The following is a 24,755-nucleotide window of genomic DNA, read 5'->3' as shown; positions in this document are numbered from 1 at the left end:
GCAGGCCGACTCACGAGGTCGCCCTCACTACCAAAAATGACAACAAATCATGAGGCCAACATGCTTAAACACGCAGTCATTCCGTTACTTGTTAGCGCTGGCCTTATGGCCGCAGCGCCTTTCGCCCAAGCGGCGACTAACCTGGTGTTCTGCTCCGAAGGGAGCCCGGCCGGTTTTGATCCAGGCCAGTACACCACCGGAACAGACTTCGATGCTTCGGCCGAAACCATGTTCAACCGTCTGAGCCAGTTCGAACGTGGCGGCACCGCCGTCGTTCCTGGCCTGGCCACCAGCTGGGACGTGTCCCCGGATGGCCTGACGTACACCTTCCACCTGCGCGAAGGCGTCAAGTTCCACACCACCCCGTACTTCAAGCCCACTCGCGAGTTCTCGGCCGACGACGTACTGTTCACCTTCAACCGGATGATCAACAAAGACGATCCGTTCCGTAAGGCCTACCCCACCGAGTTCCCGTACTTCACGGACATGGGGATGGACACCAACATCAAGAACATCGAGAAAGTCGATGCCCACACCGTCAAGTTCACCCTTGGCACCGTGGACGCCGCCTTCATCCAGAACCTGGCGATGAGCTTCGCGTCGATCCAGTCGGCCGAGTACGCCGCGCAACTGCTGAAAAACGGCACGCCGCAGGACATCAACCAGAAACCTGTCGGCACCGGCCCGTTCGTGTTCAAGAGCTACCAGAAAGACTCGAACATTCGTTACACCGGCAACAAGGACTACTGGAAACCTGAAGACGTGAAGATCGACAACCTGATCTTCGCCATCACCACCGACCCGTCGGTGCGTATCCAGAAGCTCAAGAAAAACGAATGCCAGATCACCCTGTTCCCCCGTCCGGCCGACCTCAAGGCACTGGGCGACGACAAGGACTTGAAACTGCCGAACCAGGCCGGTTTCAACCTGGGCTACATCGCCTACAACGTCATGCCGGTGCTCAAGGGCCAGACCGCGCCTAACCCGCTGTCCGACCTGCGCGTGCGCCAGGCGCTGGACATGGCGGTGAACAAGCAGCAGATCATCGACTCGGTGTACCAGGGCGCGGGCCAATTGGCGGTCAACGCCATGCCGCCGACCCAGTGGTCCTACGACACCACCATCAAAGATGCCCCGCACGACGTGGCCAAAGCCAAGGAACTGCTCAAGGAAGCCGGGATCAAGGACGGCACCGAGATCACCCTGTGGGCCATGCCGGTCCAGCGTCCGTACAACCCGAACGCCAAGCTGATGGCCGAGATGCTGCAGAACGACTGGAAACAGATCGGCCTGAAGGTCAACATCGTCAGCTACGAATGGGGCGAGTACATCAAGCGTTCCAAAGGCGGCGAGAACCAGGCCATGATCATTGGCTGGAGCGGCGACAATGGGGACCCGGACAACTGGCTGAACGTGCTGTTCGGCTGCGACTCGCTGTCCGGTAACAACTTCTCCAAATGGTGCGACAAGAAATTCGACGGCATCGTGAAAGAAGCCAAGGCCACCTCGGATGTCGCCAAACGCACCGAGCTGTATAAGCAGGCGCAACACATCCTCAAAGATGCAGTCCCGATGACACCTATCGCGCACTCGACGGTGTATCAACCCATGCGCAACACCGTACAGGACTTCAAGATCAGCCCGTTTGGCCTGAACTCGTTCTACGGCGTGAGCGTGAGCGGCAAGTAAGGAACGATGGCGGCGACGTTTCATAACGTCGCCGTTATTGCATCCGCCAGGCCAGTAGGAAACAGACCACATTCGCGCTCGCTGCCGTCCTACGGCAATGAACTTCGATTCGCGGCTCCGTTGCCTACAAGGTCAGTCAGATTTTGCGCATTTACTGCGAAGTCCTCGACCCCTAACGTCGTAGGACAGCAGAGGCTCCAATCTGATGGGCACTTGCTGTGCGTGGAATCAGTGATGTCCCCCTGGCCGTATGCCGGGGGGATTGCTCGCTGATGACAACTACAAACAAGGATCGGGATCGTCATGCGCCATACCACCGTTCTATCCGCAATTTTTGGCACCAGCCTGCTGGCTGTGGCCACGATGGGCCACGCCGCCGAAAAAAAGAGCCTGGTGTTTTGCTCTGAAGGCAGCCCGGCGGGCTTTGACACCGCGCAGTACACCACCGCCACCGACAACGATGCGGCCGAGCCGCTGTACAACCGCCTGGTTGAGTTTGAAAAGGGCGCGACCAGCGTCGTACCGGGGCTGGCAACCAAGTGGGATATTTCGCCAGATGGCCTGACCTACACCTTCCACCTGCGCGAAGGGGTGAAATTCCACAGCAATAAAGAGTTCAAGCCCACGCGGGACTTCAACGCCGACGACGTGTTGTTCACTTTCAACCGCATGCTTGACCCCGACCATCCATTTCGCAAGGCCTACCCCACCGAGTTTCCGTACTTCAACGGGATGAGCCTGAACAAGAACATCGCCAAGGTCGAGAAAACCGACCCGCACACCGTGGTGATGACACTGAACACGGTCGACGCGGCGTTCGTGCAAAATATCGCCATGAGCTTTGCCTCCATTCTGTCGGCCGAATACGCCGAGCAGTTGCTCAAGCAGGGCAAGCCCAGCGACATCAACCAGAAGCCGATCGGCACTGGCCCGTTCGTCTTCCAGCGCTACCAGAAAGACTCGCAGATCCGTTACGCCGGCAACAAACAGTACTGGGACCCGAGCCGGGTCAAGCTCGACCAGTTGATCTTCGCCATCAACACCGACGCGTCGGTGCGCGTGCAAAAGCTCAAGGCCGGCGAATGCCAGATCACCCTGCATCCGCGTCCGGCGGATGTCGACGCTCTCAAGGCCGACCCCAAGCTGCAACTGCTGACCAAACCAGGTTTCAACCTCGGCTACATCGCCTACAACGTGCGCCACAAACCGTTCGACCAGCTCGAAGTGCGCCAGGCGCTGGACATGGCGGTGAACAAGCAGAGCATCCTCAACGCCGTGTACCAGGGCGCGGGGCAACTGGCGGTCAACGCCATGCCACCGACGCAGTGGTCTTACGACGACAGCATCAAAGACGCCGCCTACAACCCGGAAAAAGCCAAGGAACTGCTCAAGGCCGCCGGCGTGAAGGAAGGCACCGAGATCACCCTGTGGGCGATGCCGGTACAACGGCCGTACAACCCCAACGCCAAGCTGATGGCCGAGATGCTGCAGAACGACTGGGCCAAGATCGGCCTCAAGGTCAAGATCGTCAGCTACGAGTGGGGCGAGTACATCAAGCGCACCAAGAACGGTGAGCACGATATCAGCCTGATCGGCTGGACCGGCGACAACGGCGACCCGGACAACTGGTTGGGCACCCTCTACAGCTGCGACGCCATCGGCGGGAACAACTACTCCATGTGGTGCGACCCGGCATACGACAAGCTGATCAAGCAAGCCAAGGTCGTCACCGACCGCGAACAACGGACTGTTCTGTACAAACAGGCACAGCAACTGCTCAAAGCGCAGGTGCCGATCACGCCAGTCGCCCACTCGACGGTCAACCAGCCGTTAAGCGCCAAAGTCGAAGGTTTCCAAGTGAGCCCCTTCGGCCGCAACGTGTTCTCGGGCGTCAGTATCACCCCATAAGAAAATAACCGGATTGCGGGGAGTGGATAACACTCTCCGGCAAACTTGCAGCCTTCTGTTGGGAAATTTCCTACAGCAAACGTTTGCAAATGCTTGAACGAGTTACACACCAATAGCCGGATCACCTAAAAGACCGGCATAAAAAAAGAGAACCAAAGGAGCTTCACCCATGAAACTGAGCAGCACAGCGCTTCTGGCCCTGGCCATCAGCAGCATCACGGCGACCGCTTACGCGGAAACCCAGAGCCAGGACTTCGTTCCTACCACACTGGCCGGCACCAGCGCTCAAAGCGAAGCCAAGGGTTTTATCGAGGACTTCAGCCTGGGCGGCACCACGCGTAACTGGTACTCCCATGAAAGCAAGTACCGTGGGGGCACCTTCGAGTACAAGAAGCACGGCGAAACCCGCACCGACCGCAATCGTACCAACTGGGTACAGGGCACCATCCTCAACGCCAGCTCGGGTTTCACCCAGGGTACCGTGGGCGTCAAGACCGAATTGGCGGTCTACAACGCACTGGTCCTGGACCGCAGCAAGCGTGACATCAAGGGCGGCTCCAACCGTACCCTGGCCGACTCCAACGGCGATGCAGTCGACCAGTGGAGCAAACTGGGCCTGGCCAACGTGCAGTTCCGCGTCTCCAACACCACCCTGACCGCCGGTCGCCAGAACTTCAGCAGCGGCATCGTCGATACCATCGGCAACCGTGCGCTGCCTTCGAGCTTCGAAGGGGTGAGTTTCAACAGCGAAGAGTTCAGTAACCTGTCGTTCCAGGGCGGCGTGTTCGACCGCGTTTCGCCACGTACCGAACAGAGCCTGTCGAAATTCCGCAGTGAATACGGCAACGGCGCTGAAACCGACAAGGTGTCGACCCTGGGCCTGAACTACCAACCGCTGAAAAGCCTGAAAACCAGCATCTTCGCCGCCAACGTCAAAGACTTCTGGAACCAGTACTACTTCGGCGCGACCCATGAACTGGGCGACAGCTCGGTATTGGGCCTGACCACCGGCCTGAACTACTACAAGACCGTCGACGAAGGCAAAAAGTTGATGGGCGAAATCGACAACGACACCTACTCGCTGTCGCTCGGCCTGACCCACCAGGCGCACAGCCTGACCTTCGCGTACCAGGAAGTGAACGGTAACGAGTACTTCGACTACCTGCACGAAACCAACGGCATCTACCTGGCCAACTCCCTGACCTCGGACTTCAACGGCCCGAACGAGAAGTCCTTCCAGATCGCCTACGCCATCAACATGGCCGAATACGGCGTGCCAGGCCTGAAGTTCAACGCTTACTCGGCGCGCGGCTGGGGCATCGACGGCACCCACTACACCGGCAATGGTGGTCGGGCCAAGTTCGCCTATGACGGCATCCAGAGCCAAGACGGCGAAAAACACCAGGAATACGGTGTAGGCGCCTCTTACGCAATCCAGAGCGGCCCACTCAAAGCCACGGCCATTCGTGCGACCTACGTTGAGCACCGTGGCAGTGAGTTCCAGTCCGACGGCAGCATCAAAGAGTTCCGTTTGGTCACCACCATCCCGTTCAACATCCTTTAATCAGCGCCAGGTAGACGGCGGGCTCAGGACGAGTCCGCCCTCTACGCTCGTCTGGTTCCATCGATTGCAGAGGGCTCCGAATGAACATGCTCCCGTTACAAGCTGCCATTGCCGCTGCGCTGTTGAGCGTGGCGGTCGGCATTTCGGCCAAACCGCTGGTGGTCTGCACCGAAGCCAGCCCGGAAGGTTTCGATCCGGTCCTGTACACCACGGCCGTCACCGCCGACGCCGCCGCCGAAACCCTGTTCAACCGTCTGGTGGACTTCAAGCCCGGCACCACCGAAGTGATCCCGGCGCTGGCCAAGGCCCTGCCGGAAATCAGCGCCGATGGCCTGACCTACACCTTCCACCTGCGTGACGACATCAAGTTCCACACCACCGACTACTTCAAACCCACGCGCAACCTGAACGCCGACGACGTGCTTTGGAGCTTCCAGCGCCAGCTGGACCCGAAACACCCGTGGCACACCAAGTCCAACGTGGGCTACCCGTACTTCGAAAGCATGGGCTTCAAGGAACTGCTCAAGAGCGTCGAGAAGACCGACGATCACACCGTGGTCTTCACCCTGACCCGTCCGGAAGCACCGTTCCTGGCCGACCTGGCCATGGCGTTTTCGTCGATTCACTCGGCCGAATACGCCGACCAGTTGCTCAAGTCCGGCAAGACCGATGACCTCAACGCCAAGCCGGTCGGCACCGGCCCGTTCATCTTCACCCGCTACGCCAAGGACGCCCAGGTGCGTTTCAAGGCCAACCCGAACTACTTCCGCGGCAAGCCGCCGGCCGACCCGCTGATCCTGGCGATCACCACCGACAACAACGTGCGCCTGCAGAAGCTCAAGGCCAACGAATGCCAGATCGCGCTGTATCCGAAGCCCGACGACATCCCGAGCATCAAGAAAGACCCGAACCTGAAAGTCGATGAACTGGCGGCCATGACCACCAGCTACACTGCCTTGAACACCACCCACAAATACATGAGCGACGCGCGGGTGCGTCACGCGATCAACATCGCGTTCGACAAGGCCGGCTACACTGAGGCCCTGTACGGCAAAGGCAACGCAGTTGTCGGCACCGGTCCGTATCCGCCGACTTTGCTGGGTTTCAACAACACGTTGAAAAACCCGCCACGCGACCTCGACAAGGCCCGCGCCCTGCTCAAGGAAGCCGGCGTGCCGGAGGGCACCGAGTTCACCCTGTTCACCCGTAACGGCGGCGGCCCGACCAACCCCAACCCGATGCTCGGCGCCCAGCGCATGCAAGCGGACCTGGCCCAGATCGGCCTGAAGGTCAACATCAAGGTGATGGAGTGGGGCGAGATGCTCAAACGCGCCAAAGCGGGCGAGCACGACATGGTCTCTGCAGGCTGGGCCGGCGATAACGGTGACCCGGACAACTTCCTCACCCCGAACCTGAGTTGCGATGCGGCCAAGAACGGCGAAAACTACGCCCGTTGGTGTAATAAAGAATTTCAGGACCTGATCGACAAGGCGCGCGCCATCGCTGAACCCACCCAGCGCGCTGCACTCTATGAACAAGCACTGGACGTCTTTGGCAAGGATCAACCGTGGATCCCCATGGCTTATCCGAAAATGTTCACCGCCATGCGCAAAAACGTCGAGGGTTATACCCAAAGCCCACTGACGACCAATAACTTCGCCACCACCCAGGTGAAGTAATAAGAAGAACGCTCGACACCGTCGACGTTGACGGTGTCGAACCTGCCTAACCGGCTGATTGAGGTACACCACAAGATGTTTAGTTTTATTGCCCGCCGATTGGGGTTATTGATCCCCACCTTCTTCGGCATCACGTTGCTGACGTTTGCGTTGATCCGCATGATTCCAGGCGACCCCGTAGAAGTCATGATGGGCGAACGCCGGGTCGACCCCGAGATGCACGCACAGGCAATGGAACGCCTTGGCCTTAACAAGCCGTTGTATGCGCAGTACCTGGACTACATCGGCAAGCTGGCCCAAGGCGACCTTGGCGAATCCCTGCGCACGCGCACCAGCGTGTGGACCGAGTTCACCGCACTCTTCCCGGCGACCCTGGAGCTGTCCATGGCCGCCCTGTTGTTCGCCGGTATCCTGGGCCTGTTGGCGGGGGTGATCGCGGCGTTGAAGCGAGGATCGCTGTTCGACCACGGGGTGATGGGCATCTCCCTCGCGGGCTATTCGATGCCGATCTTCTGGTGGGGCCTGATCCTGATCATGTTCTTCTCGGTGAGCCTGGGCTGGACCCCGGTTTCCGGGCGTATCGACCTGCTCTACGACATCGAGCCACGCACCGGTTTCATGCTGATCGACACCCTGCTGGCCAACGAGCCGGACGCGTTCTGGGACGCCCTGCACCACCTGATCCTGCCGGCCATCGTGCTCGGCACCATCCCGCTGGCGGTGATTGCGCGGATGACCCGTTCGTCGATGCTCGAAGTGTTGCGCGAAGACTACATCCGCACCGCCAAGGCCAAAGGCCTGTCGCCGGCGCGTGTGGTGTTCGTGCATGGCCTGCGGAATGCGCTGATCCCGGTGCTCACCGTGGTCGGCCTGCAAGTCGGCACCCTGCTGGCCGGTGCGGTATTGACCGAAACCATCTTCTCGTGGCCCGGCATCGGCAAATGGTTGATCGAAGCCATTGGCGCGCGGGACTACCCGGTGGTGCAAAACGGCATCCTGCTGATCGCCTGCCTGGTGATCCTGGTGAATTTCGTGGTGGATATCCTCTACGGCTTCGTCAACCCACGCATCCGTCACCAGCGCTGAGATCATGACCATGACCACACCTACTCCAGTGTCAGCAGTCGATCAGAGCCTGCTGTACCCGTCGCCGTACAAAGAATTCTGGCAAGCCTTCTCCAAGAACAAAGGCGCGGTTGCCGGCCTGCTGTTCATGTTGCTGATCGTGTTCTGCGCGCTGTTCGCCCCGTGGGTGGCGCCGCATAACCCCAGCGAACAATATCGCGACTTCCTGCTGACCCCGCCGTCGTGGCTGGAAGGCGGGCAGATCCAGTTCCTGCTCGGCACCGACGAACTCGGCCGTGACTTGCTCTCGCGCTTGATCCAAGGCTCGCGCCTATCGCTGCTGATCGGTTTGTCGTCGGTGGTGATGTCGCTGATTCCGGGCATCCTGCTCGGCCTGTTCGCCGGGTTCTTCCCGCGCCTGCTCGGCCCGACCATCATGCGCCTGATGGACATCATGCTCGCCCTGCCGTCGCTGCTGCTGGCCGTCGCCATTGTCGCGATCCTCGGCCCTGGCCTGATCAACACCGTGATCGCCATCGCCATCGTGTCGCTGCCGTCCTACGTGCGTCTGACCCGCGCCGCGGTGATGGGCGAACTCAACCGCGACTACGTGACCGCCGCCCGCCTCGCCGGTGCCGGCCTGCCGCGCCTGATGTTCATCACCGTGCTGCCCAACTGCATGGCGCCGCTGATCGTGCAGGCGACCTTGAGTTTCTCTTCGGCGATCCTCGATGCCGCCGCGCTGGGCTTCCTCGGCCTGGGCGTGCAACCGCCAACGCCGGAGTGGGGCACCATGCTGGCTTCGGCCCGTGACTACATCGAACGCGCCTGGTGGGTCGTGAGCCTGCCGGGTCTGACCATTTTGCTCAGCGTGCTGGCAATCAACCTGATGGGCGACGGCCTGCGCGACGCGCTGGACCCGAAACTCAAGAACGCCGCCTGAGGAGATTCCCATGTCACTGTTAGAAATCAAGAATCTCAACGTGCGCTTCGGCGACAAGACCGCCGTGCCGGTGGTCGATGGCCTCGACATTTGCGTCGACAAAGGCGAAGTCCTGGCGATCGTGGGCGAGTCGGGCTCGGGTAAATCCGTGACCATGATGGCGCTGATGGGCCTGATCGAACACCCCGGCATCGTCACCGCCGACGCCCTGAACTTCGACGGCAAGGACATGCTCAAGCTGAGCAACCGCCAGCGTCGGCAGATCGTCGGCAAAGACCTGGCGATGGTGTTCCAGGACCCGATGACCGCGCTGAACCCCAGCTACACCGTGGGTTTCCAGATCGAAGAAGTGCTGCGCCTGCACCTGAAGATGTCCGGCAAGCAAGCGCGCAAGCGTGCCATCGAACTGCTGGAAAAAGTCGAGATCCCCGGCGCCGCCAGCCGGATGGATGCCTACCCGCACCAACTGTCCGGCGGTATGAGCCAACGGGTGGCCATCGCCATGGCGATTGCCGGCGAGCCGAAGTTGCTGATCGCCGACGAACCGACCACCGCCTTGGACGTGACCATCCAGGCCCAGATCATGGACCTGCTGCTGGCCCTGCAGAAAGAGCAGAACATGGGCCTGGTGCTGATCACCCACGACCTCGCGGTCGTCGCGGAAACCGCCCAGCGCGTGTGTGTGATGTATGCCGGCCAAGCCGTGGAAGTCGGCCAGGTACCGCAACTGTTCGACATTCCGGCGCACCCCTACAGCGAAGCACTGCTCAAGGCGATTCCGGAACACAGCCTCGGTGCCGCGCGCCTGGCCACGCTGCCCGGCATCGTGCCCGGCCGTTATGACCGCCCGCAAGGCTGCCTGTTGTCGCCGCGTTGCCCCTACGTGCAAGACAGCTGCCGCCAGACCCGCCCGGGCCTGGACCCTAAATCGAACAGCCTCGCGCGCTGCTTCTACCCCTTGAACCAGGAGGTGGCGTAATGGCCGTCGTTCTTACCGCCCGCGACCTGACCCGTCACTACGAAGTGTCCCGAGGCCTGTTCAAGGGCCACGCCACCGTGCGCGCCCTCAATGGCGTGTCCTTCGAACTGGAAGCCGGCAAGACCCTCGCCGTGGTGGGCGAGTCGGGCTGCGGCAAATCCACCCTGGCCCGTGCGCTGACGCTGATTGAAGAGCCGTCGTCGGGCTCGTTGAAAATCGCCGGCCAGGAAGTCGCCGGCGCCGACAAGGCGCAGCGCAAGCAATTGCGCAAAGACGTGCAGATGGTATTCCAGAGCCCGTATGCCTCGTTGAACCCGCGGCAGAAAGTCGGCGACCAACTGGCTGAACCGCTGCTGATCAACACCCACCTGTCCGCCGCCGAACGCCGCGAAAAGGTCCAGGCGATGATGAAGCAGGTGGGCCTGCGCCCTGAGCACTATCAGCGCTACCCGCACATGTTCTCCGGCGGCCAGCGCCAACGGATCGCCCTGGCCCGGGCGATGATGCTGCAACCCAAAGTGCTGGTGGCGGATGAGCCGACCTCGGCACTGGACGTGTCGATCCAGGCCCAGGTGCTTAACCTGTTCATGGATTTGCAGCAGGAATTCAACACCGCCTACGTGTTCATTTCCCACAACCTCGCGGTGGTGCAACACGTCGCCGACGACGTGATGGTGATGTACCTCGGGCGCCCGGTGGAAGTCGGCCCCAAGGGCGACATCTACGCGCGCCCCCTGCACCCGTACACCCAGGCGCTGCTGTCGGCCACACCGACCATCCACCCGGACCCGAACAAGCCGAAGATCAAGATCGTCGGCGAACTGCCCAACCCGCTGAACCCGCCGTCCGGCTGCGCTTTCCACAAGCGCTGCCCGTATGCGACGGCGCGGTGCAGCAGCGAGGAGCCGCAGTTGCGGGCGTTGGATAACCGCCAGGTGGCTTGCCACTATGCGGAGCAGTTCGTCGCCTGAAACGAGAGTCGCGCTCCCCTGTGGGGGGCGCGGTGACACAGCGTTCTACAGCCCTTCCCGTCAGGTTGCGCATCAGCCTGGCGGGAGGGGCTTTTTTTGCCTGCGAGGCCAAAAGTGCCACTTCTGAAATTGACGATACATCCTGTGCACTGGATGTATCTGAAACGGCATAGCTATATGTTGGGAGCTATCAGTTCTTCTAACTCAGACACCTGAGATAGAAAAGTCAGATATTCAACAGCGCCAACTTTTTCTATCCCCGCAAGTGTACGTTGACCGCCTAATGCAAGAGCGGGCGTGAATCCGTACATTTCGCCTTCATGCAATCTGCCCAATTTATTTTTTGCGACAGCAAACAAATTCTCATAGTCGTTACTTTTAACCGTCAAGCCACTAAAAAAACACCGCACCCCAAAGTCAAGCTGATCGCCTGTAAACATTGACTCTCGACAAATGTAATAAGCATCTACCGAAGATATTTTTAGAGAGTATCCTGACTGCTCCCCCCACAAATACAAAGTGCCAAAAGCGCTTCGAGCAATGACATGGTACACATCGGTGCCCCATAGCTTTGTTCCTTTAAGCCATTCACTGACAATAGATTCATACTCTTGTGGATTTACGCTCCAGAAAATACCGCCTGCATACCCACACCACCCATAGACTTCCCAATAGGTTAATAGCTGGTCAGGCAATTTCCCCCTATACTGCTCGATGGTCGAGGAGGAAACGGACCTTCGATCAAAACCGGGACCGAAAGTACTTAGAAAAAAATCGAAATCTTCGTCCATAAAATCACCTATTTACACCGTTTCAACTGGGTATTGATTTTTATACGCTCCTGCTCCATCTGAGCAATACTACCCGCAACCTTATCCAACTCAGAAACCCTACTTCGCCATTGAGCACCAATACTTGAATTTACTTGCCGATCGCCAAACCCACCAATAACATCCTTGCCACCTGAATAAAGATCCGGATTATGAAGAGCGGCTAATTTTTTCATTTTTTCGCTCGCCACTTCTGATGCCTTTGACATAGCGCTAGCGGGTGAAAGACCTTCCGAGCGAAATTTCTCGAATAGTTGACTTTGAACATTATTTTGAAGGTCTATACGGGCCTCTTTGGCGACTCTTGGATCACGTACACTAAGCCGATCTTTGAACGCCTCCCGCGTTTTAAGATATTCCGCCACCGTCAGATTGTTAAGCCCTTTTTCTTGTCCTGCCAATTGCCGATCAAACTCCGGAATCTTTGAAGAAGGCATATTGGCGGCGCTAAAGCAGGGTACTTTGACGAGCGGCATGACCTTGGGTTTAGGTGATGGCTGATCGGTATTCGCGCGCCGAGAAGGCGTCGACTGCTCCGGTGTCCCCAATACCCCCTTACGAGGCTCCCGCGGCTGTAAGTCTGGATGCTGTTTCAATCGTTCTTCATGCTTGAGCATCCATTGCGCTAATCGGCCTCCTCGACGGCTATTGCTCATTTGGCTGGCGAGTAGTGTGGCCTCGCCCCGTCCTCGGGTCAGATAGGCGACAATCGCGCTCAAGAGCAAAAGAATGACGGCGGTGTGGGCACTGGCAATTTCTGTAGAAGCATGATGCACACTGCCGTATTCGCACCCCGGCCCCATGCCTCCCAACACACCAGTTGCCGGCGCTCGAGAACCTTCCCAAGCGATTTTGATGCCTCGCAAGTACTGCTCAATGATGGTAGGCAGACCCTCTAGAAAAAACTCGGCGATGGATTGAAGTCCAAGAATCGCCAGTATCCAAGTGCCCGCCTGTGCGCCAAGGCTAGCCCCGACTATCGCACCAGGGAGCGCACCTGCGCCAAAACCCAGTGCTCCAATCCCGCCGCCGATAGCCGCTCCGGTTAATGCAGCGCCAACCAGGATCATTGCCATATCGGTCACAGTGCTGATCAGGTCGTCAATAACGGCATTTAAATCGATATCGGCGAAGCGATCGTGCAAGTTCCGCACTGTCTTTGTACGGGCGAGAAAGAACGCTCGGTCAACGAATTTGAGGCGTTGCGGGATAAGCCGTGGATTGAACGCGTGTTGCTCATAGTTCCCGCAGAATGGTGCTTGGGCAGAGTGCTGAGTTTGTAGGTGGCTGGGGAAGGGGCCAAGAAGGTGGTTTTCAATCTGTTTCCATGACGGTACGTAATGCCAACCATCCATTTTTCTTGCTCCCCAATCTGCCTGCATGGGTATAACCCGTTGCTTTTCAGGGGAGGCTAACGATCTAGTACGAGCAATTGTGGGGATGTCTTAAATCAGGAACGGTCCGACTTCTTTCTGGAAAAAACTTACAGAAATTACTATCCACCATCCACGAGTAACGGAAAAAGGCCCGCGCCTTGATGCTACAACCGAAAGTGCTGGTGGCGGATGAACCGACCATCCACCCGGACCCGAACAAGCCAAAGATCAAAATCGTCGGCGAACTGCCCAACCCGCTGAACCCGCCGTCCGGCTGCGCTTTCCACAAGCGCTGCCCGTATGCGACGGCGCGGTGCAGCAGCAGCGAATTCTTTTTCATGAAGATCAAGAGCGCCCTAAATTTCGGTGTTGCGAGTGTCAGGCGCCCTCTCGAAGGTATTTCTTGACCCCCCAATGCCAAAGCAATCGAGACAACAGCAAGAAGGCCAGAGTCGCCAGTACAGCGCCCGCCAAAGACCGCCCCGTCGTCATCCCCATCGCTGATTGCGCGGGCACTTCCATGATGAAAAAGACAGGGACTACGGTCATGATCACGACCTGGATCCACTCCGGATACGCGCCGGACGGGAACCGTCCGGTGGTCAGAAACATAAACAACAGGTGGGAAATGTTGCCGGTTTTCTTGGTCCAGAACGCCAGACTGGCAATGCTGAACCAGACCGAATAAACCAGCGCACACGCGAGGACCATGAAGACCAAGAAAGCGCCGAGCGTCTGCAATGTCAGTTGCCCTTGCGCATGACTGCCACCCAGCATCAGACCCAGCCCCAGCAGGACCCCGAAAATATGCCAGAGGCGCAACTGCCCAAAGGCCAGAATGGTTTGCACATCAACCGGTTTGGACAAATAAGTATCAATGGACTTGCTGATGATCAACTTCGAGGCGGCCTCGCAGTTGGGCAATACCACCATTTGTACAAAGGAGCGAATAAGGATAAAGGCACCATACAACACAATCGACTGCTGTTTATTCCAGCCACCAATTGTCTCGACATTCCCAAAGAAAATCTCAATCACGACATAAACGGACAATCCCAGTAGGGCTGTATTCAACAGGCTGACAAAGACCGGCACGCGGTCTTTCATATTGGCCTGCAACCTTGCTGTCAGAAGCGACTTGACTGCGCTCAACGTCTTCATTATCCGAACACCGAATAACGTTTTACACCTTTGGCCCAGATAAAATTAGCCAACAACGAAAGTGCAGCAACCAGCACAACCTGAAATAGCAATCCATTAACCAACTGTTCGTTTGTCAACTCGCCCATGATGATTCTGATTGGAAAGCTAATAATGTAAGGGAACGGTGACCACTCAAGTACCGACTGCATCCAGCCCGGATAAAGCGTCAACGGAGCAAGGACCCCACCAAACAGCGTGAGCATGTAAGTCAACACCAGATCAAAGGCACTTGCCTGATCGGACCAGAACGCCGCAAGCCCGCCGATGAAATAAAGTAAATAGTTGATGGCAAAACCCAGTATGACTCCGAGCAGTGCAGGCATCAGATAGCTCAGGTGCAAATACTTACCCGCTTCGGAAAATAGGAATACGCCAGCCACCAGGAAAAATATCGGTATGACTCTGACCATCGCCGAAGCCATTTCACCCAGAAAGTAATAGAAGGCAATATTGAACGGCTTCAACAGGAAACTGCCAATATCCCCCGAATGAATGTCGCTCTCTACTTCTTCAGCAGCTGTACTGGAGACGATTTCGCCAACCAGAAATACCAGCGCAAAGTAAGCGGCAAACCTGGCCGGGGTAAAACCTTCCAGTGCGGCATCCTTTGCAATGCCCATCCAGATGACCATCATGAATAACGGCACCAAAGAGGCTAGTACCAATACAAACAACTCTGCGCGATGCGCAACCTTGCGACGAATGGCTGTGCGCGCAACGCCTGCGACTTTCATGGCAAACCGGCTCACGCGACACACTCCCCGGGCGCACCCTTGACCTTTTGCCCGGCGTCGGCCTGAGAGGCCATGAACAGCTTCAGCAGAGCCTCTTCGATCGGTGGATCACCGATGGAAATGTCGATGACCGGCTGCTCGGCCAGAACCTGCGAACAGACACCCACCACCTCGGCAGCCGGCACCAGCAACTCATGCACAAAGCCGTCTGCGGAGCGCACCAGACCGTACCGGCCAAGTGCCGAAGCCATAACGCTTTCAGACAATTCCACCGTAATGATGCGGTGATCCGACATGCGTTTACGCAGCGACTCCAGGGTGTCATCGAAGGAGATCTTGCCATCGGAAACGACAACGACTCGCTCACACAGGGCTTCAATATCCTGCATGTAATGCGACGTCAGCAGAACGCTCACATTGCGCTCGCGGCCATAGTCCCGAATAAATGAACGAACTATCTTTTGCACCCCGACATCGAGTCCGATAGTCGGCTCGTCGAGAAAAAGAACCTTGGGGTCATGAAGTAACGATGCGACCAGCTCACACTTCATTTTCTCGCCAAGCGACAGGGTTCGCACCGGCGCCTTGGCCAACTTCGATACCTTAAGCAATTCATCCAGATAGCCATAGGTCTGCTTGAACTGTTCATCGGAGATTTCGAATATCTTCTGATTCAGCCGGAAAGTTTCCATGGCCGGCAAGTCCCAGATCAACTGTTGACGTTGCCCCATGATCAGCGAGATGGACTTGAGAAATTCCTTGCTCCGCAATTGTGGTTGATAACCGAGAACCGATATTTGTCCTGCCGTCGGATAGAGCAGCCCCGACAGAATTTTCAATGTAGTGGTTTTACCTGCGCCATTCGGTCCGAGAAAGCCTACGACCTCACCCTGCTTGACCGTAAATGAAATATCGTCAACAGCCGTCTTCTCTGAACTCTTGGGAGATACCAGACTTGTCAGCCAACCGAGCGGCCCTTCCGAGCGCTCTTTAATCAGGTAGGTTTTGGACAAATTTTTTACACTAATACAATCCATCGCAAGCGAGACCTTGAAGAAAATGAGCTATCCATTGCGCATATCGTTTCAACGCCGACTTGAATATCACGCACCGATCCACGTCATCAAGAAACGTTATTACACATTTAAATTCTGAATTCACAGTACTGATTTATGATTGCACTTATCGACGCTTGATTGACATCTCGCGCAAGCCCATCGATTAATGAAGCCAGACTCGATGATAGTAACGCGGAACACTCTAGCCCGCGGCTCTTTGCTTTTTCAGATTTGCCAATGGATTAGAAACTAATCGATAGTGACTTCAGCGTCGAGAGCAAAACGCGAGGTCACGCAAAAGAAGAGTAGAACCACAAATGACAGGGAAAGATCGTACAGAAAAATCCTACAGCGTGATTTTGATCCGTTGAAAAAACCTTCTCCCTTGTTGCGCATCAGCCGGGGAAGAAGGGGTTTTCTATTGCCCGGAATTTACGACTAGCTGTCGCCATCGTCGTAGGTTTCACTGTCTTCGCCTTCATTATAAGGGTTTTCCGCATCCTCCTTGGGCGCGGGTTGGGACTGCGGCTGCCAGCCGCCGGAGTTGACCTCCTTCTGTTTTTTCTTGGTGACGGGGCCAGTGTCTTTCCACTGGGGCGTTCCGGCGTCGGCCAGTTGCAGCCCATGTGCCCCGGCGCTTGAGATCCCCAAGGACACCAGTAGCACCAGGGGAATGGCACGTTTAGTTATACGCCCCCTTGTCTCCTATTTCCGTCGGTGAGTGGGTGTCGTAGTCGAAACGCTAGACCGGAAGCGGGGTTAGCGCCAATTCCCCTGACTAATGAAAACCTGACTGTGGGAGCTGGCTTGCCTGCGATGGCATCCACTGGGTGTGCCTGATGGACTGAGGTGCCTGCATCGCAGGCAAGCCTGCTCCCACATTTTGGATTTTCGGCAGACATAAAAAAGGGCAAAGCCATGACAGCTTCGCCCTTCCATCAACCGCTCAGAGCTTAATGGTGCTCGCGGGTCGCACGGAATTTCACATCCGGCCAGCGCTCTTCCATCAGCGCCAAATTGACCCGGGTCGGCGCCAGGTAGGTCAGGTGACCGCCGCCGTCGACCGCGAGGTTTTCCACGGCTTTGTTGGAGAACTCTTCCAACTTCTTCTTATCGCTGCACTCGATCCAGCGCGCGGAGTACACGGTGATCGGCTCGTAGGAGCATTCGACCTTGTATTCCTCTTTCAAGCGACTGGCGACCACATCGAACTGCAGCACACCGACGGCGCCGAGGATGATGTCGTTGCTGCGCTCGGGGAAGAACACCTGGGTCGCGCCCTCTTCCGCCAGTTGCTGCAAGCCTTGGCGCAGTTGCTTGGATTTCAGCGGGTCGCGCAGGCGCACGCGGCGGAACAGTTCCGGGGCGAAGTGCGGGATGCCGGTGAAGCCCAGCGTTTCGCCTTCGGTGAAGGTGTCGCCGATCTGGATGGTGCCGTGGTTGTGCAAGCCGATGATGTCGCCGGCGTAGGCTTCTTCGAGCTGTTCACGCTCGGAGGAGAAGAACGTCAGGGCATCGCCGATTCGCACGTCCTTGCCGGTGCGAACGTGGCGCATCTTCATGCCTTTTTCGTACCTGCCGGAGCAGATTCGCATAAAGGCGATACGGTCGCGGTGTTTGGGGTCCATGTTCGCCTGGATCTTGAACACGAAGCCCGAGAATTTCTCTTCCACCGGCTCCACGGTGCGCTCGTTGGCGACCCGGGCCAGCGGGCGCGGGGCCCAGTCCACCACGGCGTCGAGCACGTGGTCGACACCGAAGTTGCCCAATGCGGTACCGAAGAACACCGGGGTCAGTTGGCCGTCGAGGAATTCCTGCTGGTTGAACTCGTGGCAGGCGCCCTGCACCAGTTCCAGCTGGTCGACGAAGCGGTCGTACTCATCGCCCAAGTGGGCGCGGGCTTCGTCGGAGTCGAGCTTCTCGATGATTTTCACATCGGTGCGTTCGTGACCGTGGCCGGCGGTGTAGACAATGATGTAGTCGTCGGCCAGGTGGTACACGCCCTTGAAGTCGCGGTAGCAACCGATCGGCCAGGTAATCGGCGCCGCCTTGATCTTCAGCACCGCTTCGATTTCGTCGAGCAGCTCGATCGGATCGCGGATGTCGCGGTCGAGTTTGTTGATAAAGCTGACGATCGGCGTGTCGCGCAGGCGGCAGACGTCCATCAACGCAATCGTGCGCGGCTCGACGCCCTTACCGCCGTCGAGGACCATCAAGGCCGAGTCCACCGCGGTCAGGGTGCGGTAGGTGTCTTCGGAGAAGTCTTCGTGGCCCGGGGTGTCGAGCAGGTTGATCATGTGATCGCGATACGGGAACTGCATGACCGACGTGGTAATGGAAATACCCCGTTGTTTTTCCATTTCCATCCAGTCGGAGGTGGCATGGCGGTCGGATTTGCGGGATTTCACCGTGCCGGCCACTGCGATCGCCTTGCCCATCAGCAAGAGCTTCTCGGTGATGGTGGTTTTACCGGCATCGGGGTGGGAAATAATGGCGAAAGTGCGGCGTTTCGCGACTTCGGCGGCCTGGTGGGTCATGGGAAATCGCCTGGCAGGTGAGTCAAAAAAGGGCGGCGAGTATAGCGCAAACCCAGGGTGCCGGACCACCGTTCACCCGGTTGGGGGTGGCTAAATACTGCCAAGTATGGAACCTTTTAAAAGGTAGAGACGTCCACTCCCCTGCAACCGCACTCGAAACAGGGGCTGAAAAATCAGCAAGTTAGCCTGACGAGGCTGCGCTCATGGCTTGACCTCATGCCGCTTTTGCCGGCATGGGCGAGCTGCTTTTCGCGACCACATTCAACGGCAGCCAGCAGTGGCATGCCACGCAGGAATGTGTTCGCCGACAGAAGAAAAAAGGAGTCCGCCTGTGGCTATTCGCTATGGCAAAGGGCTGATAGGAGGAGCGGTTGTCGTCGCTCTCCTGGCCCTGCTGATCCACTGGATCGGCATCAACACCATCGAACTGTACCGCGACGATTTGTTGTTTTACCTGCAAGCTCACCTGATTCTCGTCCTAGTCTCCATGCTGGCCGCCCTGATTGTGGGCCTCCCCGCCGGTATCCTGCTCAGCCGCCCGAACATGGTCGGGCGCGCCGAACGCTTCATGCAGATCTTCAACATCGGCAACACCGTCCCTCCCCTGGCCGTACTGGCCATCGCCCTCGGCGTCCTCGGCATCGGCAGCGGCCCGGCGATCTTCGCGCTGTTCCTCGCTTCATTGCTGCCCATCGTGCGCAACACCTACGAAGGCCTGAAAAACGTCCAGGGCTCGCTGAAAGAAGCCGCCACCGGCATCGGCATGACCCCACGCCAGGTGCTGTTTCGCGTCGAGTTGCCGAACGCCGTGCCGATCATCATCGGCGGCGTGCGCGTGGCCCTGGCGATCAACGTCGGCACCGCGCCGCTGGCATTCCTGATCGGCGCCAACAGCCTGGGCAGCCTGATCTTCCCCGGCATCGCCCTGAACAATCAGCCGCAATTGCTGCTCGGCGCCGCGTGTACCGCGCTGTTGGCCCTGCTGCTCGACGGTCTGGTGACCATGGGCAGCCGCCTCTGGCTGGAACGCGGAGTGCGTGCGTCTTAAGGCTCGGCAAAGGAATTCACATGAAAAAACTGACATTGATATTGAGCTGCGTCCTGCTGTTTGCAGGGGTTGCGCAAGCCGCTGAAAAACCGGTCATCCGCATCGGCGCACGGGTGTTCACTGAACAGACCCTGCTCGCCGAAATCACTTCCCAGTACCTGCGCACCAAGGGTTACGACACCCGCGTGACCGGCGGCCTGGGCAGCAACCTGGCGCGCAGTGCCCAGGAAAGCGGGCAACTGGACCTGATCTGGGAATACACCGGCGTGTCGCTGGTGGCCTACAACCATGTGGACGAGAAGCTCGACAGCGAACAGTCCTACGCTCGGGTAAAAGAACTCGACGCGAAAAAAGGCCTGGTCTGGCTGTCGCCATCGAAATTCAGCAACACCTACGCGCTGGCATTGCCTGAGAACGTGGCCCAGGAATTCCCGCAGATCAACACGATCAGCGATCTGACCCAAGCCCTCGCGGAAAAAACCAAGGCCACGCGCCTGGTGGCCCTGGACACCGAATTTGCCAACCGTTCCGACGGCATGGGCGGCATGGTCAAGTTGTACGGCATGAACCTGACCCGCAAAAACTCCCGGCAGATGGACGCCGGCCTGGTCTACACCGCGCTGCGTAACGGCCAGGTGTTTGCCGGCTTGGTGTACACCACTGACGGGCGCCTGAATGCCTTCAAATTGAAGCTGCTCGAAGACGACAAGCACTACTTCCCGGACTACACCGCCGCGCCGGTGGTGCGTCAGGTGTACCTGGACGCTCATCCGCAACTGGCCGCCGATCTGAAGCCACTGGCCGCACTGTTTGACGATACAACCATGCGCGAGCTGAACGCGCGGGTCGACGTCGACCATGAAAGCCCATCCGCCGTCGCCGCCGCTTTCCTGCGCCAGCATCCACTCAACTAAGAGGAGAAGACATGGAATTTTTAAACGCCTTTTCCCATCTTGATTGGGCCCAAGTCCTGCACCTGACCTGGCAGCACATCACCCTGGTCGGCATTGCCGTGATCCTCGCGATTGTCGTCGGCGTGCCCCTCGGCGTGCTGATGACCCGCTTCCCGAGCCTGGCCGGCCCGCTGCAAGCCAGCGCCACTGTGCTGCTGACCGTGCCGTCCATCGCCCTGTTTGGCCTGCTGCTGCCGTTCTACTCCAAATTCGGCCAGGGCCTGGGGCCAATGCCGGCGATCACCGCCGTGTTCCTCTACTCCCTGCTGCCGATCATGCGTAACACCTACCTGGCCCTGACCGGCGTGGAACCGGGCATCCGCGAAGCCGCCAAAGGCATCGGCATGACCTTCGGCCAGCGCCTGCGCATGGTCGAACTGCCCATCGCCGTACCGGTGATCCTCGCCGGTGTACGCACCGCCGTGGTGATGAACATCGGCGTGATGACCATCGCCGCCACCATCGGCGCCGGCGGCCTGGGTGTACTTATTCTGGCTTCCATCAGCCGCAGCGACATGTCGATGCTGATCGTCGGCGCCGTGCTGGTCAGTCTCCTGGCCATCTTCGCCGACCTGCTTCTGCAATGGCTGCAACGCTCGCTGACTCCAAAAGGACTGCTCAAATGATCGAACTTCAACACCTGACCAAGACTTTCCAAAGCAACGGCAAGACTGTCTCCGCCGTGAACGACGTAAGCCTGACCGTCAACGAAGGCGAGATTTGCGTATTCCTCGGCCCCTCGGGCTGCGGCAAGAGCACCACGCTGAAAATGATCAACCGCCTGATCAAACCCACATCGGGCAAGATCCTGATCAACGGCGAAGACACCACCGACCTCGACGAAGTGACCCTGCGTCGCAACATCGGCTACGTGATCCAGCAGATCGGCCTGTTCCCGAACATGACCATCGAGGAAAACATCGTGGTCGTGCCCAAGTTGCTGGGCTGGGACAAGCAGAAATGCCACGACCGCGCCCGCGAGTTGATGAGCATGATCAAGCTCGAGCCCAAACAGTACCTGCACCGCTACCCGCGTGAGCTGTCCGGTGGCCAGCAACAGCGCATCGGCGTGATCCGTGCGCTGGCGGCGGATGCACCGTTACTGCTGATGGATGAGCCGTTCGGCGCGGTCGACCCGATCAACCGCGAGATGATCCAGAACGAGTTCTTCGAAATGCAGCGCGCGCTGAACAAGACCGTGATCATGGTCAGCCACGACATCGACGAAGCCATCAAACTGGGCGACAAGATCGCCATCTTCCGCGCCGGCAAACTGCTGCAGATCGACCACCCGGACACCCTGCTGGCGCACCCGGCGGATGAGTTCGTCAGCAACTTTGTCGGCCAGGACAGCACCCTCAAGCGTCTGCTGCTGGTAAAAGCCGAAGACGCGGCAGACAACGCCCCGTCGGTCAGCCCGGAAACCCCGGTGGCCGATGCCCTGGAGCTGATGGACGAACTCGACCGCCGCTATGTGGTGGTCACCTGCGCCGACAACAAAGCGCTGGGCTATGTGCGCCGTCGCGACCTGCACCGTCAGACCGGCACTTGCGGTCAATACCTGCGCGAATTCAACGCCACGGCCGCGTATGACGAGCACTTGCGCATCCTGTTGTCGCGCATGTACGAGTTCAACCGTTCATGGTTGCCGGTGATGGACGCCGAGCGGGTGTTTTTGGGCGAAGTAACCCAGGAATCGATTGCCGAGTACCTGAGCTCCGGCAAGTCGCGTGGCGGCAAGACCAGTATCGTTTCGCCCGCCGAGACCGCCCTGGCCTGATCTGACACAACACGCTTAAAACTGTGAGAGGGGGCTTGCCCCCGATGGCGGTGTATCAGTCAATATATTCATGACTGACACACTGCCATCGGGGGCAAGCCCCCTCCCACATTTGGTCCGTGGTGTGTCAGGGAAATCCCCCTGATTATCCGCCTGCGGGGAACATCAATCCGTCACACCGGTCGGTTACATAAGTAGCTGCACCCGGTCCCGCGACGAACGCGTGCAAAAACGCGACATTTTTAGTTGATCTCAAGCCCCTCACGCCCTAAAGTTCGCGCCGAACGTCCATGCTGGAAACGATCCATCCGGCTCAAGTACTGACGACGAGACAGCAAGGCCAAGGGAAGCTTATCCCATGGCCTTTTTGCTTTCGGCGACATGCCTTGGGAAGTAGGCGAACCAAAGTGGGGATACGGAGGACGTTCATTTGCACCCATTGATCAATTTAGTTTGCCCTTAGGAGTTCCCAGCATGTCGATCAACGTCGAAGATTATTTCGCGCGCGCCACTTTTGACAAAATGAAGGCGTTCGCCGACAAGCAAGAAACCCCGTTCGTGGTGATCGACACCGCGATGATCAGCCAGGCCTACGATGACCTGCGCGCCGGTTTCGAATTCGCCAAAATCTATTACGCAGTCAAGGCCAACCCAGCCGTCGAGATCATCGACCTGCTGAAAGACAAGGGGTCGAGCTTCGACATCGCCTCGATCTACGAGCTGGACAAGGTCATGGCCCGCGGCGTCAGCCCCGACCGTATCAGCTACGGCAACACCATCAAGAAATCCAAGGACATCCGCTACTTCTACGAGAAGGGCGTGCGCCTGTTCTCCACCGACTCCGAAGCCGACCTGCGCAACATCGCCAAGGCCGCGCCGGGCTCGAAAATCTATGTGCGTATCCTCACCGAAGGCTCGACCACGGCTGACTGGCCTCTGTCGCGCAAATTCGGCTGCCAGACCGACATGGCCATGGACCTGCTGATCCTCGCCCGCGACCTGGGCCTGGTGCCGTATGGCCTCTCGTTCCACGTCGGCTCGCAACAGCGCGACATCAGCGTGTGGGACGCGGCGATCGCCAAGGTCAAAGTGATCTTCGAGCGCCTGAAGGAAGAAGACGGCATCCACCTCAAGCTGATCAACATGGGCGGCGGCTTCCCGGCCAACTACATCACCCGCACCAACAGCCTGGAAACCTATGCCGAGGAAATCATCCGTTTCCTCAAGGAAGACTTCGGCGACGACCTGCCGGAAATCATCCTGGAACCGGGCCGTTCGTTGATCGCCAACGCCGGCATCCTGGTCAGCGAAGTGGTGCTGGTGGCACGTAAATCGCGCACCGCCGTCGAGCGCTGGGTGTACACGGACGTGGGCAAGTTCTCCGGCCTGATCGAAACCATGGACGAAGCCATCAAGTTCCCGATCTGGACCGAGAAGAAAGGCGAGATGGAAGAAGTGGTGATCGCCGGTCCTACCTGCGACAGCGCCGACATCATGTACGAAAACTACAAGTACGGCCTGCCGTTGAACCTGGCGATCGGTGATCGGTTGTACTGGTTGTCGACCGGTGCGTACACCACCAGCTACAGCGCGGTTGAGTTCAATGGCTTTCCGCCGTTGAAGTCGTATTACGTGTAAGACGGCGACGAACAAAAAACCCATGACCTGTCATGGGTTTTTTATCGCTCAGAAACAGGTCATGGCATGTTGCTCATAGGCATCGGCCATCGCCCGAATCCGCGGATCATTCGCCTGCGCCAGCGCCTTGTGCGCCACCCGCAAAAACTTCTGATTGCCGCCCGCTAAGGCCTTGCGCAACCACACCAGCGCCGCCTCGATCTGGCCGCTGTCGGCCAGCACCGCCGCGTAACTGAACTGCCCACGGAAATCCCCGGCTTCGGCTGAGCGTCGATACCACGCCACGGCAGCGTCCGGATCCCTCGGGCAAAACCGGCCCTCTTCCAGATAGCGCCCCAACAGGTTCATCGACTTGGCGTGGCCCTGCTCCGCCGCCTGGCGATAACACCTCAGCGCGTGCGCCTGGTCCTCGGCGACACCGCGACCGGTGGCCAGCAGGTTGGCGTAGTTGTATTGCCCCCAGTCCAACCCGGCTTCGGCCGCCAGCCGATAGTCCCGCGCCGCCGCCGCTTCGTCGGCGACGCAGCCCCAGCCATGCTCGCGGCAACGCCCCAGCATATTGCGCGCCATCAGGTGCCCGCCCTGCGCCGCGATCTGGAACCAGCGCAGTGCCAGCGCTTCATCGCGCTCGATGCCGCGCCCTTCCAGCAGGATCTGCCCGAGCAAGGCCTGGGCATCCGCCACGCCCTCCCTGGCCGCGATCAGGATCGCCTGGGCCGCGCGCACTGGCGAGTCGTCGAGCATGCGCTGCAACTGCTCGACGTTGAGCACTTCTTCACGGCGCAATAAAAAGCCCATGC

General features: G+C 58.5%; 21 protein-coding genes and 1 pseudogene. 14 read left to right on the top strand and 8 right to left on the bottom strand.

The window, feature by feature from the left end; translation table 11 throughout:
* Window positions 1-60: 60 nt before the first annotated feature.
* The 8 genes from LQ249_RS05265 (at window position 61) to LQ249_RS05230 (ending at window position 10,798) form a co-directional block, all read left to right on the top strand.
* Window positions 61-1,689 (top strand): ABC transporter substrate-binding protein, encoded by a 1,629-nt coding sequence (locus tag LQ249_RS05265; protein WP_057004240.1) that lies wholly within the window; start codon window positions 61-63, stop codon window positions 1,687-1,689.
* Between the two features lie 363 nt (window positions 1,690-2,052).
* The gene (locus tag LQ249_RS05260) at window positions 2,053-3,597 is read left to right on the top strand and encodes an ABC transporter substrate-binding protein (RefSeq protein WP_371928142.1); all 1,545 of its coding nucleotides are present in this window, start codon (window positions 2,053-2,055) and stop codon (window positions 3,595-3,597) included.
* Between the two features lie 169 nt (window positions 3,598-3,766).
* A complete protein-coding gene (locus tag LQ249_RS05255) occupies window positions 3,767-5,161 on the top strand; it encodes an OprD family outer membrane porin (protein WP_126587524.1) in 1,395 nt (464 codons plus the stop codon).
* Window positions 5,162-5,241: 80 nt separating this feature from the next.
* The gene (locus LQ249_RS05250) at window positions 5,242-6,840 is read left to right on the top strand and encodes an ABC transporter substrate-binding protein (RefSeq protein WP_232566242.1); all 1,599 of its coding nucleotides are present in this window, start codon (window positions 5,242-5,244) and stop codon (window positions 6,838-6,840) included.
* Between the two features lie 75 nt (window positions 6,841-6,915).
* Complete coding sequence (locus tag LQ249_RS05245; protein ID WP_046384710.1) at window positions 6,916-7,926, top strand: ABC transporter permease subunit; 1,011 nt, start codon at window positions 6,916-6,918, stop codon at window positions 7,924-7,926.
* A gap of 10 nt (window positions 7,927-7,936) precedes the next feature.
* Complete coding sequence (locus tag LQ249_RS05240; RefSeq protein WP_026139829.1) at window positions 7,937-8,848, top strand: ABC transporter permease subunit; 912 nt, start codon at window positions 7,937-7,939, stop codon at window positions 8,846-8,848.
* Window positions 8,849-8,858: 10 nt separating this feature from the next.
* Window positions 8,859-9,827: an ABC transporter ATP-binding protein gene (locus LQ249_RS05235; RefSeq protein ID WP_046488134.1), complete on the top strand. Its 969-nt coding sequence runs from the start codon at window positions 8,859-8,861 to the stop codon at window positions 9,825-9,827.
* The gene (locus LQ249_RS05230; RefSeq protein WP_017845442.1) at window positions 9,827-10,798 is read left to right on the top strand and encodes a peptide ABC transporter ATP-binding protein; all 972 of its coding nucleotides are present in this window, start codon (window positions 9,827-9,829) and stop codon (window positions 10,796-10,798) included. The genes LQ249_RS05235 and LQ249_RS05230 overlap by 1 nt, the downstream gene beginning before the upstream one ends.
* A 173-nt stretch (window positions 10,799-10,971) precedes the next feature.
* Here LQ249_RS05230 and LQ249_RS05225 read toward each other — a convergent pair whose 3' ends face one another.
* Both LQ249_RS05225 and LQ249_RS05220 read right to left on the bottom strand, forming a co-directional pair.
* Complete coding sequence (locus LQ249_RS05225) at window positions 10,972-11,589, bottom strand: GAD-like domain-containing protein (protein ID WP_108525359.1); 618 nt, start codon at window positions 11,587-11,589, stop codon at window positions 10,972-10,974.
* Window positions 11,590-11,597: 8 nt separating this feature from the next.
* On the bottom strand, window positions 11,598-13,010 hold the full coding sequence (locus LQ249_RS05220; RefSeq protein WP_232566241.1) for a DUF6861 domain-containing protein: 1,413 nt from the start codon (window positions 13,008-13,010) through the stop codon (window positions 11,598-11,600).
* A gap of 182 nt (window positions 13,011-13,192) precedes the next feature.
* Here LQ249_RS05220 and LQ249_RS05215 point away from each other — a divergent pair.
* Window positions 13,193-13,327, top strand: a pseudogene (locus LQ249_RS05215) (oligopeptide/dipeptide ABC transporter ATP-binding protein); the annotation flags it as partial.
* 55 nt (window positions 13,328-13,382) lie between these two features.
* Here the strand turns inward: LQ249_RS05215 and LQ249_RS05210 are convergent.
* From LQ249_RS05210 to LQ249_RS05190, 5 genes are all read right to left on the bottom strand, one after another.
* Window positions 13,383-14,165, bottom strand: coding sequence for an ABC transporter permease (locus LQ249_RS05210; protein ID WP_079442849.1), 783 nt, complete (start codon window positions 14,163-14,165; stop codon window positions 13,383-13,385).
* The gene (locus tag LQ249_RS05205) at window positions 14,165-14,956 is read right to left on the bottom strand and encodes an ABC transporter permease (RefSeq protein WP_079442848.1); all 792 of its coding nucleotides are present in this window, start codon (window positions 14,954-14,956) and stop codon (window positions 14,165-14,167) included. The genes LQ249_RS05210 and LQ249_RS05205 overlap by 1 nt, the downstream gene beginning before the upstream one ends.
* Window positions 14,953-15,954, bottom strand: coding sequence for an ABC transporter ATP-binding protein (locus LQ249_RS05200; protein WP_227778782.1), 1,002 nt, complete (start codon window positions 15,952-15,954; stop codon window positions 14,953-14,955). Before LQ249_RS05200 ends, LQ249_RS05205 begins: the two co-directional genes overlap by 4 nt.
* Before the next feature lie 483 nt (window positions 15,955-16,437).
* Window positions 16,438-16,656 (bottom strand): hypothetical protein, encoded by a 219-nt coding sequence (locus tag LQ249_RS05195; protein ID WP_232566240.1) that lies wholly within the window; start codon window positions 16,654-16,656, stop codon window positions 16,438-16,440.
* 296 nt (window positions 16,657-16,952) lie between these two features.
* A complete protein-coding gene (locus LQ249_RS05190) occupies window positions 16,953-18,536 on the bottom strand; it encodes a peptide chain release factor 3 (protein WP_017845444.1) in 1,584 nt (527 codons plus the stop codon).
* Between the two features lie 331 nt (window positions 18,537-18,867).
* Between LQ249_RS05190 and LQ249_RS05185 the strand changes: the two genes are divergently transcribed.
* The 5 genes from LQ249_RS05185 to LQ249_RS05165 all read left to right on the top strand — a co-directional run bounded on the left by LQ249_RS05185 (window position 18,868) and on the right by LQ249_RS05165 (window position 23,955).
* Window positions 18,868-19,584: an ABC transporter permease gene (locus LQ249_RS05185; RefSeq protein ID WP_046384714.1), complete on the top strand. Its 717-nt coding sequence runs from the start codon at window positions 18,868-18,870 to the stop codon at window positions 19,582-19,584.
* Window positions 19,585-19,604: 20 nt separating this feature from the next.
* Window positions 19,605-20,498, top strand: a complete 894-nt coding sequence (locus LQ249_RS05180; RefSeq protein WP_169863704.1) for a glycine betaine ABC transporter substrate-binding protein — start codon at window positions 19,605-19,607, stop codon at window positions 20,496-20,498.
* Between the two features lie 11 nt (window positions 20,499-20,509).
* Window positions 20,510-21,163, top strand: coding sequence for an ABC transporter permease (locus LQ249_RS05175; protein ID WP_017845447.1), 654 nt, complete (start codon window positions 20,510-20,512; stop codon window positions 21,161-21,163).
* On the top strand, window positions 21,160-22,317 hold the full coding sequence (locus LQ249_RS05170; protein ID WP_017845448.1) for an osmoprotectant ABC transporter ATP-binding protein OsmV: 1,158 nt from the start codon (window positions 21,160-21,162) through the stop codon (window positions 22,315-22,317). The genes LQ249_RS05175 and LQ249_RS05170 overlap by 4 nt, the downstream gene beginning before the upstream one ends.
* Before the next feature lie 474 nt (window positions 22,318-22,791).
* Window positions 22,792-23,955 (top strand): type III PLP-dependent enzyme, encoded by a 1,164-nt coding sequence (locus LQ249_RS05165; protein WP_017845449.1) that lies wholly within the window; start codon window positions 22,792-22,794, stop codon window positions 23,953-23,955.
* 48 nt (window positions 23,956-24,003) lie between these two features.
* Here the strand turns inward: LQ249_RS05165 and LQ249_RS05160 are convergent, their stop codons facing one another.
* Complete coding sequence (locus tag LQ249_RS05160) at window positions 24,004-24,753, bottom strand: tetratricopeptide repeat protein (protein WP_232566239.1); 750 nt, start codon at window positions 24,751-24,753, stop codon at window positions 24,004-24,006.
* Between the last annotated feature and the right edge of the window lie 2 nt (window positions 24,754-24,755).

It is taken from the genome of Pseudomonas sp. 7-41 (assembly GCF_021233075.1).
GTDB classification, from domain to species: Bacteria; Pseudomonadota; Gammaproteobacteria; order Pseudomonadales; family Pseudomonadaceae; genus Aquipseudomonas; species Aquipseudomonas veronii.
Note: the sequence above shows the minus strand (reverse complement) of the source record. Positions and strands in the feature narration are given on the sequence as shown.

Bases quoted from the DNA above. Each gene is read 5' to 3' on its own strand.
- LQ249_RS05165 (WP_017845449.1), top strand. From the start codon at position 22,792: ATGTCGATCAACGTCGAAGATTATTTCGCGCGCGCCACTTTTGACAAA.
- LQ249_RS05260 (WP_371928142.1), top strand. From the start codon at position 2,053: ATGGGCCACGCCGCCGAAAAAAAGAGCCTGGTGTTTTGCTCTGAAGGC.
- LQ249_RS05220 (WP_232566241.1), bottom strand. From the start codon at position 13,010: ATGCAGGCAGATTGGGGAGCAAGAAAAATGGATGGTTGGCATTACGTA.
- LQ249_RS05245 (WP_046384710.1), top strand. From the start codon at position 6,916: ATGTTTAGTTTTATTGCCCGCCGATTGGGGTTATTGATCCCCACCTTC.
- LQ249_RS05240 (WP_026139829.1), top strand. From the start codon at position 7,937: ATGACCACACCTACTCCAGTGTCAGCAGTCGATCAGAGCCTGCTGTAC.
- LQ249_RS05210 (WP_079442849.1), bottom strand. From the start codon at position 14,165: ATGAAGACGTTGAGCGCAGTCAAGTCGCTTCTGACAGCAAGGTTGCAG.
- LQ249_RS05250 (WP_232566242.1), top strand. From the start codon at position 5,242: ATGAACATGCTCCCGTTACAAGCTGCCATTGCCGCTGCGCTGTTGAGC.
- LQ249_RS05175 (WP_017845447.1), top strand. From the start codon at position 20,510: ATGGAATTTTTAAACGCCTTTTCCCATCTTGATTGGGCCCAAGTCCTG.
- LQ249_RS05170 (WP_017845448.1), top strand. From the start codon at position 21,160: ATGATCGAACTTCAACACCTGACCAAGACTTTCCAAAGCAACGGCAAG.
- LQ249_RS05190 (WP_017845444.1), bottom strand. From the start codon at position 18,536: ATGACCCACCAGGCCGCCGAAGTCGCGAAACGCCGCACTTTCGCCATT.
- LQ249_RS05235 (WP_046488134.1), top strand. From the start codon at position 8,859: ATGTCACTGTTAGAAATCAAGAATCTCAACGTGCGCTTCGGCGACAAG.
- LQ249_RS05230 (WP_017845442.1), top strand. From the start codon at position 9,827: ATGGCCGTCGTTCTTACCGCCCGCGACCTGACCCGTCACTACGAAGTG.
- LQ249_RS05160 (WP_232566239.1), bottom strand. From the start codon at position 24,753: ATGGGCTTTTTATTGCGCCGTGAAGAAGTGCTCAACGTCGAGCAGTTG.
- LQ249_RS05225 (WP_108525359.1), bottom strand. From the start codon at position 11,589: ATGGACGAAGATTTCGATTTTTTTCTAAGTACTTTCGGTCCCGGTTTT.
- LQ249_RS05265 (WP_057004240.1), top strand. From the start codon at position 61: ATGCTTAAACACGCAGTCATTCCGTTACTTGTTAGCGCTGGCCTTATG.
- LQ249_RS05180 (WP_169863704.1), top strand. From the start codon at position 19,605: ATGAAAAAACTGACATTGATATTGAGCTGCGTCCTGCTGTTTGCAGGG.
- LQ249_RS05255 (WP_126587524.1), top strand. From the start codon at position 3,767: ATGAAACTGAGCAGCACAGCGCTTCTGGCCCTGGCCATCAGCAGCATC.